The organism is Micromonospora mirobrigensis (assembly GCF_900091555.1).
In the GTDB taxonomy this organism is placed as follows: Bacteria; Actinomycetota; Actinomycetes; order Mycobacteriales; family Micromonosporaceae; genus Micromonospora; species Micromonospora mirobrigensis.
In genome coordinates this window covers 1,265,947-1,278,549 of sequence record NZ_FMCX01000001.1, presented here as the reverse complement: position 1 = coordinate 1,278,549, position 12,603 = coordinate 1,265,947, and the positions used below count along the sequence as shown (strand labels likewise).

At 73.2% G+C, this 12,603-nt stretch carries 14 protein-coding genes and 1 pseudogene; 9 read left to right on the top strand and 6 right to left on the bottom strand.

All coding sequences use genetic code 11. From position 1 onward, the window contains the following. Window positions 1–52: 52 nt before the first annotated feature. The gene (locus tag GA0070564_RS06000) at window positions 53–544 is read right to left on the bottom strand and encodes a GbsR/MarR family transcriptional regulator (protein ID WP_091603589.1); all 492 of its coding nucleotides are present in this window, start codon (window positions 542–544) and stop codon (window positions 53–55) included. Between the two features lie 93 nt (window positions 545–637). On the opposite strand from GA0070564_RS06000, the gene GA0070564_RS05995 reads away from it, so the two are divergent. Together GA0070564_RS05995 and GA0070564_RS05990 are read left to right on the top strand one after the other, a co-directional pair. Then, window positions 638–1,555 carry an ABC transporter ATP-binding protein gene (locus GA0070564_RS05995; protein WP_091603586.1) on the top strand — a complete coding sequence of 306 codons (918 nt, stop codon included), beginning with the start codon at window positions 638–640 and terminating at the stop codon, window positions 1,553–1,555. Next, window positions 1,552–3,144: an ABC transporter permease gene (locus tag GA0070564_RS05990; protein ID WP_091603583.1), complete on the top strand. Its 1,593-nt coding sequence runs from the start codon at window positions 1,552–1,554 to the stop codon at window positions 3,142–3,144. The genes GA0070564_RS05995 and GA0070564_RS05990 overlap by 4 nt, the downstream gene beginning before the upstream one ends. A 24-nt stretch (window positions 3,145–3,168) precedes the next feature. On the opposite strand, the pseudogene GA0070564_RS05985 reads toward GA0070564_RS05990, so the two are convergent. Further along, window positions 3,169–3,777, bottom strand: a pseudogene (locus GA0070564_RS05985) (VOC family protein); the annotation flags it as partial. Next, window positions 3,770–4,102 (bottom strand): STAS domain-containing protein, encoded by a 333-nt coding sequence (locus GA0070564_RS05980; RefSeq protein ID WP_091603580.1) that lies wholly within the window; start codon window positions 4,100–4,102, stop codon window positions 3,770–3,772. The gene GA0070564_RS05980 and the pseudogene GA0070564_RS05985, both read right to left, overlap by 8 nt. A 147-nt stretch (window positions 4,103–4,249) precedes the next feature. Between GA0070564_RS05980 and hemL the strand changes: the two genes are divergently transcribed. From hemL to ccsB, 6 genes are read left to right on the top strand one after another with little or no spacing between them, the layout of a single operon-like run. Continuing rightward, window positions 4,250–5,587, top strand: a complete 1,338-nt coding sequence (gene hemL, locus GA0070564_RS05975) for a glutamate-1-semialdehyde 2,1-aminomutase (RefSeq protein WP_091603577.1) — start codon at window positions 4,250–4,252, stop codon at window positions 5,585–5,587. 4 nt (window positions 5,588–5,591) lie between these two features. After that, window positions 5,592–6,242 (top strand): histidine phosphatase family protein, encoded by a 651-nt coding sequence (locus tag GA0070564_RS05970; protein ID WP_091603574.1) that lies wholly within the window; start codon window positions 5,592–5,594, stop codon window positions 6,240–6,242. Next, a complete protein-coding gene (locus GA0070564_RS05965; protein WP_091603571.1) occupies window positions 6,242–6,805 on the top strand; it encodes a TlpA family protein disulfide reductase in 564 nt (187 codons plus the stop codon). The genes GA0070564_RS05970 and GA0070564_RS05965 overlap by 1 nt, the downstream gene beginning before the upstream one ends. After that, window positions 6,805–7,668 (top strand): cytochrome c biogenesis CcdA family protein, encoded by an 864-nt coding sequence (locus GA0070564_RS05960; RefSeq protein WP_091603568.1) that lies wholly within the window; start codon window positions 6,805–6,807, stop codon window positions 7,666–7,668. Before GA0070564_RS05965 ends, GA0070564_RS05960 begins: the two co-directional genes overlap by 1 nt. Next, the gene (locus GA0070564_RS05955; RefSeq protein ID WP_091603565.1) at window positions 7,668–9,290 is read left to right on the top strand and encodes a cytochrome c biogenesis protein ResB; all 1,623 of its coding nucleotides are present in this window, start codon (window positions 7,668–7,670) and stop codon (window positions 9,288–9,290) included. Before GA0070564_RS05960 ends, GA0070564_RS05955 begins: the two co-directional genes overlap by 1 nt. Beyond that, window positions 9,290–10,267: a c-type cytochrome biogenesis protein CcsB gene (gene ccsB, locus GA0070564_RS05950; RefSeq protein WP_091603562.1), complete on the top strand. Its 978-nt coding sequence runs from the start codon at window positions 9,290–9,292 to the stop codon at window positions 10,265–10,267. Before GA0070564_RS05955 ends, ccsB begins: the two co-directional genes overlap by 1 nt. On the opposite strand, the gene GA0070564_RS05945 is transcribed toward ccsB, so the two are convergent. Both GA0070564_RS05945 and GA0070564_RS05940 read right to left on the bottom strand, forming a co-directional pair. Beyond that, window positions 10,236–10,451 carry a hypothetical protein gene (locus GA0070564_RS05945; protein ID WP_091603559.1) on the bottom strand — a complete coding sequence of 72 codons (216 nt, stop codon included), beginning with the start codon at window positions 10,449–10,451 and terminating at the stop codon, window positions 10,236–10,238. The genes ccsB and GA0070564_RS05945 overlap by 32 nt on opposite strands. Before the next feature lie 44 nt (window positions 10,452–10,495). Beyond that, complete coding sequence (locus GA0070564_RS05940; RefSeq protein WP_091603556.1) at window positions 10,496–10,966, bottom strand: MarR family winged helix-turn-helix transcriptional regulator; 471 nt, start codon at window positions 10,964–10,966, stop codon at window positions 10,496–10,498. A 63-nt stretch (window positions 10,967–11,029) separates the two neighbouring features. Between GA0070564_RS05940 and GA0070564_RS05935 the strand changes: the two genes are divergently transcribed. Next, window positions 11,030–11,590 carry a carboxymuconolactone decarboxylase family protein gene (locus GA0070564_RS05935; protein ID WP_091603553.1) on the top strand — a complete coding sequence of 187 codons (561 nt, stop codon included), beginning with the start codon at window positions 11,030–11,032 and terminating at the stop codon, window positions 11,588–11,590. A 29-nt stretch (window positions 11,591–11,619) separates the two neighbouring features. Here the strand turns inward: GA0070564_RS05935 and GA0070564_RS05930 are convergent, their stop codons facing one another. Next, window positions 11,620–12,489 (bottom strand): alpha/beta fold hydrolase, encoded by an 870-nt coding sequence (locus GA0070564_RS05930; RefSeq protein WP_091603550.1) that lies wholly within the window; start codon window positions 12,487–12,489, stop codon window positions 11,620–11,622. Window positions 12,490–12,603 lie beyond the last annotated feature (114 nt).

The following is a 12,603-nucleotide window of genomic DNA, read 5'->3' as shown; positions in this document are numbered from 1 at the left end:
CGTCCCGACCGGGTGGGAGGTGGCTTGGTGGTGGGCCTGTCGGCGGAGCCGGTCAGGGGTGGCGGGTGGCGCGGCGGGCGCGCCAGCGTTCGCCGAGGGCGTCGATCTCCTCCTGGACGAAGAGGAAGAAGTCCCGCATCTCGGTGACGCGTTCGCCGGCGGGGGTGGCCCGGCCGTCCAGCGCGTCCACGCCGCTGTTGGCGATGTCGATGAAGTTCTTGTAGAGGCCGGTCTTGGTGACCGTGGCCTCGTACCAGGGATTGTCGGGCATCCGGTAGCGGTCCCGGCGGGAGCCCTTGACCGGCTCGCGGACCAGCATGCCGAACTGGGTCAGGTAGCGGACCGCGCCGGAGACCGCGGCGGCGCTGACGTCCAGCCGCTCAGCGATCTCGGCCGCGGTGAGCGGCTCGTCGGCGCTCATCACGGCGAAGAGGGCTCGGGCGGCCATCCGGGGGAAGCCGACGTCGGCGAACGCCATCGCCATCCGTTCGACGAAGAGGTGGACCTCCTCCTCGTCGCGGGCGGGGCGGGTCGCGTCTGCCATCGGTGTGCTCTCCCTGGTCGTGGTCGGGAACCCGATCGTGCCTCAGATCTCACAGTCTTCACAAGTTTGTGAAACAAGCGTAGCTTCCAAAACATGGAAACTCCCATTGAGGTGTCCGGCCTGGTGAAGACCTTCGGCCGGGTCAGGGCGCTCGACGGACTCGACCTCACCGTCCGCCCCGGGGAGGTGCACGGCTTCCTGGGCCCCAACGGCTCCGGCAAGTCCACCACCATCCGGGTGCTGCTCGGCCTGCTGCGGGCGGACGCGGGGGCCGTCCGACTGCTCGGCGGCGACCCGTGGCGGGACGCCGTCGCACTCCACCGCCGGCTCGCGTACGTGCCGGGTGACGTCACCCTCTGGCCGAACCTGACCGGCGGCGAGGTGATCGACCTGCTCGGCCGGATGCGCGGCGGCCTCGACCCGCAGCGCCGCGCCGAGCTGCTGCACGACTTCGAGCTGGACCCGCGCAAGAAGGGCCGCGCCTACTCCAAGGGCAACCGGCAGAAGGTCGGCCTGGTCGCCGCGCTCGCCTCCGACGTCGAGCTGCTGATCCTCGACGAGCCCACCTCCGGGCTGGACCCGCTGATGGAGGAGGTCTTCCAGCGGTGGGTCGGCCGGGCCAAGCGGGACGGCCGCACCGTGCTGCTCTCCAGCCACATCCTGGCCGAGGTGGAGGCGCTCTGCGACCGGGTCACCATCATCCGGGGCGGGCGGGCCGTGGAGAGCGGCACCCTGACCGAGCTGCGGCACCTGCACCGCACCGCGATCGACGCCGAGATCACCGGCGCGGTCGACGGGCTGGGTCAGCTGCCCGGGGTGCACGACCTGCGGGTGGACGGGCAGCGGGTGCGCTTCGACGTGGACACCGCCGCGCTGGACGTCGCCCTGCGTCACCTCACCGAGCTGGGCGTACGCAGCCTGGTCAGCCAGCCGCCGACGCTGGAGGAGCTCTTCCTGCGGCACTACGAGGGCGCGGCGGGCGCCGGCTCGCCGGCCGAGGTGACCCGATGAGCACCCTCACCGGCACCCGGCACCTGGTCCGACTGATCCTGCGCCGGGACCGGATCGTCCTGCCGCTCTGGGTGCTGCCGCTCGCGGTGCTGCCGATGACGTACGCGACCAGCTTCTTCGAACTCTTCCCGACCGCCGCCGACCGGGCCGCGTACGCCGCCGGGACCGCCCGCAACCCGTCGATCGTCGCGCTGCTCGGCCCGGTGTACGGCGAGAGCGTCGGCGCGCTCACCGCCCAGCGCGGCGGCTTCCTGCTGGTGATCATCGCGCTGGCCACCCTGCTCACCGCCGTCCGGCACACCCGCACCGAGGAGGAGGCCGGCCGGCACGAGCTGCTCGCCGGTGGCGTCCTCGGCCGGTACGCGGCGCTCACCGCGGCGCTGCTCGTGACGTACGCGGCCAGCCTGCTGCTCGGCCTGCTCACCGCCGCCGGTCTGGTCGCCGCCGGACTGCCCACCGCCGGCTCCCTCGCGTACGGGCTGGGTGTCACGCTCACCGGCGTCGTCTTCGCCACCCTGGGCGGGCTGGCCGCCCAGCTCACCGAGAGCGCGGGCGGCGCCCGGGGGATCGGCATCGCCGCCCTCGGGCTCGCCTTCGCGCTCCGGTTGGCCGGGGACGCCGGCCGGCACGAGTGGCTGAGCTGGCTCTCCCCGCTCGGCTGGGCGGCCCGGGTCCGCCCGTACGAGGGGGAGCGCTGGTGGGTGCTGCTCCTACCGCCCGCCGCGACGGTGGCGCTCGCCGCTGTCGCGTACCCGCTGTCGGTCCGCCGGGACCTGGGCGCGGGGCTGCTCCCGCCGCGACTCGGGCCGGCCGGGGCGGGCCGGGCGCTGACCGGGCCGTTCGGGCTGGCCTGGCGGCTGCACCGGGGGCAGCTCCTCTGGTGGTCGGTCGGCTTCGGCCTGCTCGGGTTGATCCTCGGCGGGGCCGCCAAGGCGGCCGGCCGGTCGGTCGAGGGGAACCCGCAGCTGGAGGAGATCCTGGCCCGGATGGGCGGTACGACGGCGCTGTCCGAGGCATACCTCGGGGCGACGTTGAGCCTGGCCGGCCTCGCGGCGGCCGGGTACGCCGTGCAGGCGGCGCTGCGGATGCGGTCGGAGGAGGCCGCCGGCCGGGCCGAACCGCTGCTGGCCACCGGCACCCACCGGTCGGCGTGGCTCGCCTCGCACCTGGTGTTCGCGCTGCTCGGACCGGTGGTGGTGCTGGCGGTGACCGGCTTCGCCACCGGCCTGACCTACGGGCTGAGCGTGCGGGACGTGCCCGGCGAGCTGCCCCGGCTGCTCGCCGCCGGGCTGGCGCAGGTGCCGGCGGCCTGGGTGCTGGCCGGCCTGGCGGTGCTCCTCTACGGGCTGCTGCCCCGGCTGGCCCCGCTGGTCTGGGCGGCGTTGGCGGCCTGCGTGCTGCTCGGCCAGCTCGGCCCGGTGCTGAGGCTGGACCAGTGGCTGCTGGACCTCTCCCCGTTCACCCACACCCCGCAGGTGCTGCGGCCGGCCTGGGACGCCACCCCGCTCTGGGCGCTCACCGTCCTGGCGGTGGTGCTGGCGGCGGTGGGGTTGACCGGCTTCCGCCGCCGCGACCTGCCGATCGGCTAGGGCGGGTCGCGGCGGCCCCACCGGTCACTTCGGGCTGAGCAGGCAGAACTCATTGCCCTCCGGGTCGGTGAGGACCGTCCAGTGGATGCCGTCCAGCTCGACGGGGGTCGCGCCGAGGGCCCGCAGCCGGGCCACCTCGGCCTGCGGGTCGTCGCCCGGGTACGGGCGGACGTCGAGGTGCACGCGGTTCCACCCGGTCTTCACGTCCGGCGTGCGGTGGAACCGCAGGTACGGGCCGACACCCTGGGCGGAGCGCAGGACGGCTTCGGAGTCGGTCACCTCGTGCACGGTCCAGTCCGTGGCCTCGCCCCAGAACCGGGCCATGGCCCGCGGATCGGCGCAGTCGACCACCACGGCGGCGATCGGTCCGGTGTCCCGGTGCTCCGGCCGGGGGTCCAGCACGCAGAACTCGTTGCCCTCCGGGTCGGCCATGACCGTCCACGGGACGTCGCCCTGGCCCACGTCGGCGCGGGTCGCGCCGAGCGCCGTGAGGCGCTCGACCAGCTCGGCCCGGTGGGCCGCCGAGGTGGTGGCGAGGTCGACGTGCACCCGGTTCTTCCCCACCTTGGGGTCCGGGTAGCCGACGAGGTCGATGAAGAGGACGGCCGGGTCGGGATAGTCGACGCTAGGGGGCGGTCTCGTTGCGGATCATCAGGGCGCTGCGCAGGCCGGTGATGTCCAGGACGCGGAGCAGGAAGTCGCCCACGTTGCTGAGGACCAGCAGGCACTGGGCGTGGCTGGCCTTGCGGCTGAGCACGACCAGGGTGCCGAGACCCTGCGAGTCGCAGAAGGTGACGCCGCCCAGGTCGAGCACGATCCGGGGGGGAGCATCCGCCAACACCTCGTTGACCACGGTGCTGAGTTGGGCGGCCGTGAGCATGTCGATCTCACCGGCGAGGCGAAGCACCACTTCATCGCCTGACCGGTGTACGGTGATGGACAGTTCGGCACGATCCACCCGGTCACCCTATCGCGATCCCGCGCACCGAGCCCGTCGAGACGCCCGGGCGACCGGTCCGGGCCGCCGGTCCGGTGCGTGAGCCCGGTAACCCGCTGCCGGGGTGGCTGCCGCTTCGCCGTCCGGCGCTGACACAATGGCGGCATCGTGACCGATACCTTTTCCGCCGGATCCGGCCGTTACCCGGCCGACGCGCCGGCCTCCGAGGCCCTGTTCGACCGCGCCAAGGCCATCGTGCCGGGCGGGGTGAACTCTCCCGTGCGCGCCTTCCGTGCCGTCGGCGGCACCCCGCGCTTCATGGTCCGGGGGGAGGGTCCCTGGCTCTTCGACGCCGACGGCCGGCGCTACGTCGACCTGGTCTGCTCCTGGGGGCCGCTGATCCTCGGCCACGCCCACCCCGAGGTGGTCGAGGCGATCCGGGACGCCGCCGGGCGCGGCACCAGCTTCGGCACCCCCACCCCGGGTGAGGTGGAGCTGGCCGCCGAGATCGTCGCGCGTACCCCGGTCGAGCAGGTCCGGCTGGTCAACTCGGGCACCGAGGCGACCATGTCGGCGATCCGGCTGGCCCGGGGCTTCACCGGCCGGGCGAAGATCATCAAGTTCTCCGGCTGCTACCACGGGCACTCCGACGCGCTGCTCGCCGCCGCCGGCTCGGGCGTGGCCACCTTCGGCCTGCCCGACTCGCCCGGCGTGACCGGCGCGGCGGCCGGCGACACCATCGTGCTGCCGTACAACGACATCCGCGCGGTCGAGGCGGCCTTCGCGGCCGAGGGCCCGCACATCGCCGCGATCATCACCGAGGCCGCCGCCGGCAACATGGGCGTGGTGGCCCCCCGCGACGGCTTCAACCAGCAGTTGGCGGCGATCGCCCACGCGCACGGCGCGCTGCTGATCGTCGACGAGGTGATGACCGGGTTCCGGGTCTCCCGCGCCGGCTGGCACGGCCTCGACGCCTCCGACGCCGACCTCTGGACGTACGGGAAGGTCATGGGGGGTGGGCTGCCCGCCGCGGCCTTCGGCGGCCGGACCGAGATCATGGCGCGACTGGCCCCGGCCGGCCCGGTCTACCAGGCCGGCACGCTCTCCGGTAACCCGCTGGCCTGCGCCGCCGGCCTGGCCACGCTGCGGCTCGCCGACGACGCGCTCTACCGCAGGCTCGACGAGACGGCCGCCGTCGTGGGCAGGCTGGCCGGCGACGCGCTGACCGCCGCCGGGGTCCCGCACCGCCTGTCGTACGCGGGCAGCATGTTCTCGATCTTCTTCACCGACGCCGACGTGGTCGACTACGACACCGCCCGCACCCAGCAGGTGCCCGCGTTCAAGGCGTTCTTCCACGCGATGCTGGCCGCCGGCGTCTACCTGCCGCCCAGCGCGTTCGAGTCGTGGTTCGTCTCGGCGGCGATCGACGACGCCGCGTGTGAGCAGATCTCCGCCGCCCTGCCGGAGGCGGCGCGGGCGGCGGCAGCCGCGGGACACGGGGGTTAGCCAGATGGGCAAGGAAACGGTCGTGCACGTGCTGCGGCACGGCGAGGTCTACAACCCCGAGGGCGTCCTCTACGGCCGGCTGCCGGGTTTCCGCCTCTCCGAGCTGGGCGTGCAGATGGCCAAGGCCGCCGCGCAGGCGCTCGCCGAGAAGACCGTGGTGCACGTGGTGGCCAGCCCGCTGGAACGCGCCCAGCAGACCGCCGAGCCGATCGCCGCCCAGTTCGGGCTCTCCGTCGGGGTGGACGACCGGCTGATCGAGAGCGCCAACTGGTTCGAGGGCAAGAAGGTCTCCCCGGGCGACGGCGGGTTCCGCGACCCGCGCAACTGGTGGGTGCTGCGTGACCCGGTGACCCCGTCCTGGGGCGAGGCCTACCTGACCATCGCCGAGCGGATGTTCGCCGCCCTCCAGGCCGCCCGGGTGGCCGCCGCGGGGCGCGAGGCGGTGCTGGTCTCCCACCAGCTGCCGATCTGGACCCTGCGCCGGTACGTCGAGCGCAAGCGGCTCTGGCACGACCCGCGCCGCCGGCAGTGCGGCCTGGCCAGCCTCACCTCGTTCCACTTCGACGGCGACCGGATCGCCGGCATCTCCTACTCCGAGCCGGCCGCGCACCTGATCGCCATCTCGCCGACCGCCCGGACGGCCAAGGGGGCCTGATGCTCACCCGGAGGCTCGCCGCCGCCCTGCTCGCCGCCGTCACCGCCGGTACGGCGTTGGTCGGCTGCTCCTCCGGCACCGAGGAGAGCCGCTGCGACACCGCCGACGGCATCGTCCAGTGCGCCCCCGACCAGCGCTCCCCGGCCCCGAAGATCGCCGGTGACCTGCTCACCGGCGACGGCCGGTACGACGTGTCCCAGGCCCGCGGCCAGGTGGTGGTGCTCAACTTCTGGGGCTCCTGGTGTGCGCCCTGCCGGGCCGAGGCCGACGACCTGGAGGCGACCTACCAGGCGACCAAGGGCTCCGGGGTGGCCTTCCTCGGGATCAACGTGCAGGACAACCGGGACAAGGCGGTCGCCTTCGAGGAGGGTCGGGTCACCTATCCGAGCCTCTTCGACCCGGCGAGTCGGCTGGCGCTGGCCCTGGACATCCCGCCGAACACCATCCCGGCGACGGTGATCCTGGACCGGGAGGGCCGGATCGCCACGGTGATCCGGGCGGCGGTCACCCAGGACGGCCTGCGGCCCCTGGTCGAGAAGGTCGCCGCCGAGGGTTCACGCTGATGGGTGAGACCTTTCGCCAGCTCGCGCTCTCCGGCCCACTGCTGCTGGCCGTCGGCGCGGCGGCGCTCGCCGGGCTGGTGAGCTTCCTGTCCCCGTGCGTGCTGCCGTTGATGCCCGGCTACCTGTCGTACGTCACCGGCCTGGCCGGCGCCGACCTCGAGGGCCGGGATGCAAGGAAGGGCCCCCTCTTAACGCCTCCGGTAGAGCAGGGGCCCCCTGTTAACACCCCCGACGGGGACGGCGCGGTGGCCGTGGCCGCGCCGGCCGTACGGCGGACCGCAGCCGTCAAGGGGCGGGTGCTGGCCGGCACGCTGCTCTTCATCGCCGGCTTCACCTTCGTCTTCACCTCCACCGCGATCCTCTTCGCCAGCTTCGGCCGGGTCTTCTTCGACCACGAGCGGACCCTGGAGATCGTCCTCGGCTCGCTGGTGATCGTGCTCGGGCTGGGCTACCTGGGTCTGGTGCCCGGGATGCAGCGGGAGTTCCGGATCAACCGGCTCCCGTCGGCCGGCCTGCTCGGCGCGCCCGCCCTCGGCGCGGTCTTCGCGCTGAGCTGGCTGCCCTGCACCGGCCCGACGCTCAGCGGGGTGCTGGCCCTGGCCACCGCCGGTGGACAGACCGACCGGGCGGTGCTGCTGGCCGTGGCGTACTGCCTCGGGCTGGGGATACCGTTCATCGTCTTCGGGCTGGGCTTCCACCGCCTGCTCGGGGTGTTCCGCGCCGTGCGGCGCAACAGCCGCTGGGTGACCCGGGTCGGTGGCGCCCTGCTGATCCTGATCGGGCTGGCGCTGGTCACCGGGGGCTGGCAGAACGTGGTGATCTGGTTGCAGACGAACGTGGGCCCGGGTGAGGTGAGCATCTGATGACGACCGTCGACGACCGGCCGGCGGCCCCACCCGCGGGGGCGCCCCGGCGGCGGGTCAATCCGGTGCTGGCCCTGCTGCGCAACTCGTGGCGGCAGTTGACCAGCATGCGTACCGCGTTGGTGCTGCTCTTCCTGCTCGCGGTCGCGGCCGTCCCCGGCTCGGTGCTGCCGCAGCGCGGGGTGAACCCGGAGAACGTCGACCGGTACTTCGTCGACCACCCGGACCTGGCCCCCCGGCTGGACCAGCTCGGCTTCTTCGAGGTCTTCGGCTCGGTCTGGTTCTCCGCGATCTACCTGCTGCTCTTCACCTCGCTGGTCGGCTGCATCCTGCCCCGGGCCCGGGACCACGTCCGGGCGCTGCGGATGCGCCCGCCGGCCGCGCCGAAGCGGCTCGACCGGCTGCCCGCGCACGCGGTACTGGAGGCGCCGGCCGCCGCCGACGCCGAGGCGATCGCGGCGGTGCTGCGCCGCCGTCGCTGGCGGGTCGTGGTGCGCGGCAACGAGGTCTCCGCCGAGAAGGGCTACCTCAAGGAGACCGGCAACCTGCTCTTCCACGTGTCGCTGGTCGCCGTCCTGCTCGGGGTCGCGCTGGGTTCCTGGTACGGCTGGCACGGCAACCGGATCCTGGTCGCCGACCCGGAGAACGCCTTCTGCAACACCCGCCAGCAGTACGCCGAGGCGACCCTCGGCCCCCGGGTGGACAGCGCCGACCTGCCGCCGTTCTGCCTCACCCTGGACCGGTTCGAGGCGGAGTACCTCCCCTCCGGGCAGGCCAGGCGGTACTGGGCCACGGTGACCGTGGACAACCTGCCCGGCGATGCGGCCCGGACCGCCGGCTTCTCGGTGAACTCGCCGCTGCGGCTCGACTCGGCCAACGTCTACCTGCTCGGCAACGGGTACGCCCCGATCCTGAAGTACACCGACCGGTACGGCCGCAGCCAGACCAGCACGACGCCGTTCCTGCGTACCGGCGACCCGAACGCGACGGAGGAGGGGGTGGCCGCCTTCCCCGACGCGAACGTCGACCCGAAGACCGGCAAGCGCGCCCCCGACCAGCAGATCGCCTTCGAGGGGCTCTACCTGCCGACCGCCCCGGACCAGGGGCCGTTCGTGGAGTCCCGGTTCCCGGCGGAGCGCAACCCGGCGGTGGTGCTGGTCGCGTACCGGGGGAACCTCGGGCTGGACGCCGGCATCCCCGGCTCGGTCTACAAGCTGGACCAGCGGCAGGTGGAGAACGGCAAGCTCAAGCAGATCGGCGACAAGAAGCTGGCGCCGGGCGAGAAGTGGACCCTGGACGACGGCAGCACGCTGGAGTTCGTCGGCACGAAGCCGTACATCACCATCGCGGTCCGGTACGCCCCCGGCCAGCTGCTGATGCTGGTCGCCTGCGCCACCCTGCTGGTCGGGCTGATGGGTTCGCTCTTCGTCCGGCGGCGGCGGGTCTTCTTCCGGGTTGCCGCCCCCGACACTGGATCTCCGACGAGCGGTAGTAGCTTGGTGGAGGCCGGTGGGCTGCCGCGCACCGAACATCCGGGTTTCGCCGACGAGTTCGCCCAGCTCGTCGCCGCGGTCAGCGGTGACGGACGGGACGACCGGCGGGCGCCAGAAGGAGACGAGTGATGTCCGCACTCTCCGACCAGCTGGTCACGTACGCGATCCTGGCGTACCTGGTCGCGATGATCAGCCACGCCGTCGAGTACGCCCTGGGCAACGCCCGGGCCGTGCCGGCGAAGGCCGCAGCCCCGGCCCGGGAGCTGGTCGGCGCGGGCGTCGGCGGTGTGGGCGGGACGGTGGACGAGCCCGCCGCGCCGGCCGTGACCCGGCCAGGCCGCTCGGGCGCGCGTGCGGAGCTGGCCGGCCGGGTCGCCGGCTGGCTCACCGCGCTCGCCGTGGCGCTGCACCTCGGCGCGCTGGTCACCCGGGGCATCGCCGCCGAGCGGATGCCCTGGGGCAACATGTACGAGTTCGTGCTCACGGTCACCTGGATCGGCTCGGCCGCGTGGCTGGCCGTGCTGGTGAAGCGGCCGCAGCTGCGCCGGCTCGGGCTCTTCCTGACCCTGGTGATGGTGCTGCTGCTGGCGTTCGCCGAGCTGAAGCTCTACGTGCAGGTCACGCCGCTGATGCCGGCGTTGCAGTCGTACTGGTTCATCATCCACGTGTCGACCATCGTCTTCGCCTCCGGCATCTTCCTGCTGGGCGTGGTGCCGGCCACGGCGTACCTGCTCCGCTCCGGCTGGGAGCAGGGCAGGCGGAGCTTCCCGTACACCCTGGCGAAGCGGCTGCCCGGCGCGGCCGGCCTGGAGCGGCTGACCTTCACGCTGCACGCCTTCGCCTTCCCGATCTTCACCTTCGCGGTGATCGCCGGGGCGATCTGGGCCGAGGCGGCCTGGGGTCGGGCCTGGGGCTGGGACCCGAAGGAGACCTGGGCGTTCATCTCCTGGGTGGTGTACGCGGGCTACCTGCACGCCCGCGCCACCCCGAGCATGAAGCGCAGCGTGGCCACCTGGATCTCGATCCTGGGCTTCGCCACCATGCTGATGAACCTGTTCGGCGTGAACTTCTTCTTCACCGGTCTGCACTCGTACGCCGGGGTCTGACCCCGGTCAGCACCTCGTCGACGCGCAGGGTGACCTGGTAGGCCACCTCCGGCAGGTCGGCCAGGTCGAGGCGGTCGGCCCGCAGGGCGTACTGGGCGTGCAGCTCGCGGGCCACCGCGTCGCGGATCTGCCGGAGCAGCGGGGTGAGGCCCTCCGGGTCGCCGGAGACGTACGCGTCGTCCATCCGCCCATCGTGGCGCGTGGGCGTGGCGCTGTCAGCACGAGGGGTCAGCCGCCGAACCAGCCCGGGACGTCGAGGCGGAACACGTCGGCCGGGACCATCCGGCGCAGGTCGTCCTCGACGGCGGCGACCCGGTCGGCGCCGAGCGCGCCCACCCAGCGGTCGCGGAGCTGGTCGAAGACGACCGCGGACCGGTGCAGCCCGTCGTGGCCCTTCGCCGTCATCCGGACCAGCTTGCGGCGGGCGTCGGCGGGGTCGTCGGCACGTTCCAGGTACCCGAGGGCGACCATCCGGTCGACGGTCTTGCCGGCCGCCTGCTTGGAGACGCCGAGGCGTTGCCCCAGCTCGGAGGCGGTGGTGCCGGTGTCGCCGACGGCCTGGAGGACGAAGCCGTGCAGCGGCCGCAGTTCGGGGTGCCCGTGCCGGGCCAGCTCGGCGTGCAGGTCGTCGATGAGCGTGCGGAAGCCGGCCAGCAGCAGCAGCGGCAGCGCGAAGCCCGGGCGGTCAGACGTTGCCATTTTCGACAACCTGGTTTACGGTTTGGTCAACCACGTTGACTATTCTACGTCAGGGGTTCCGTGATGTCCCGTCCGGTCTTCACCGTCCACACCACCGACACCACGTCCGACGCCGGACGTCAGATCATGGCGACCGTGCAGCGCAAGCAGGGGCACGTGCCCACCGCCGTCGCCCTGCTGGCCGAGTCGCCCGAGCTGCTCAAGGGCTTCTTCGCCGCCACCGCCGCCTTCGAGTCCACCGACCTCGACCCGGTCGCCCGGGAGGTGGTGGTGCTCACCGTCGCCACCCGCAACGAGTGTCACCTCTGCGTGGCCATGCACACCGCGACCCTGACCGGGCTGGGCGGCACGCCGGAGCTGATCGAGGCGCTGCGCTCCGAACGCACGCTCCCCGAGCCGCGCCTGGAGGCGCTGCGCCGCTTCACCCTCGCCGTCCTCCACCACCGGGGCGCGACCCCCGACGACGAGCTGGACGACTTCCTCGCCGCCGGCTGGCGCCCCCGGCACGCGCTGGACGTGGTGCTCGGCGTCGGCGCGTACACCATCTCGACCTTCGCCAACCGGCTGGTGGCCGCCCCGGTCGACCCGCCGCTCGCCGCGTACGCCTGGGAACCGGCCGCCTGAGGTCCGGCTGCCCTCCCGTGGCCGCCGGGTCAGCCCCGCAGGAACGGCAGCAGCAGCGCGCACATCTCGGCGGGCCGCTCCTCGAAGAGCCAGTGCCCGCAGTCCTCCACCACCTCGCCGGTGACCGTGTCGGCGTACCGGCGGACCTGCATGGCCACCTGCTCGCCGAGACTGGCCCGGGCGCCCACGGCGAGCACCGGCATCGGCAGCTTCGTCGCCCGGTACCCGGCGTTGTCCGCGACGTCCCGGTCGAACGCGCGGAACCAGTCGAAGCTGGCCCGCAGATGGTCCGGGTCGCGCAGGTGCCGGGCGTACTCCTCGACGTCCTCCGGGCCGATGCTGCCCTTGTTGACCATGATCGAGTCGGTGAAGCGGTCCACCCAGAGCGACTCCCGGCCGGTGATCAGCTGCTCGGGCAGGCCGTTGGCGACATTGAAGAAGCCGAAGTTCCACACCGCCGGCCCGGCGGTCGTCAGGGCCGGGAGGGTGTAGATGCTCTCGTCCGGGATGGGCGCCTCGGTGAGCACCAGCCGGGACACCGCGGCGGGGTGGGCGGCGGCGTACGCGTAGGCGACCATCGTTCCCAGATCGTGCCCGACCAGCCGGAGGTCGTCGGTCAGACCGAGGGCGGTGAGCAGGCCGTGCAGGTCGGCGGCCACGGTCTTCTTGTCGTACCCGCCGGGCGGGGCGTCCGTGTCGCCGAAGCCGCGCAGGTCCGGTGCCACCACCTCGAACGAGCGGGCCAGTTCGGGCAGCACGTGCCGCCACATGTGCGCGCACTGCGGATAGCCGTGCAGCAGCACCAGCGGGGGACCGCTGCCGCCGCGCAGGTGGTTCATGGTGATCCCACCGACCTGGATCCGCTGCTCGGTGAACCCCGCCGGAACCCGCTCGCCCATCGCTGCCCCCGTCCGTCGCCGCAGCCGCGGTTACCCGGTGGGCCGCCGCCCATGCCGCCCGAGTGTTAACAGGGGGCCCCTGCTCTACCGAATGCGTTAACAGGGGGCCCGTGC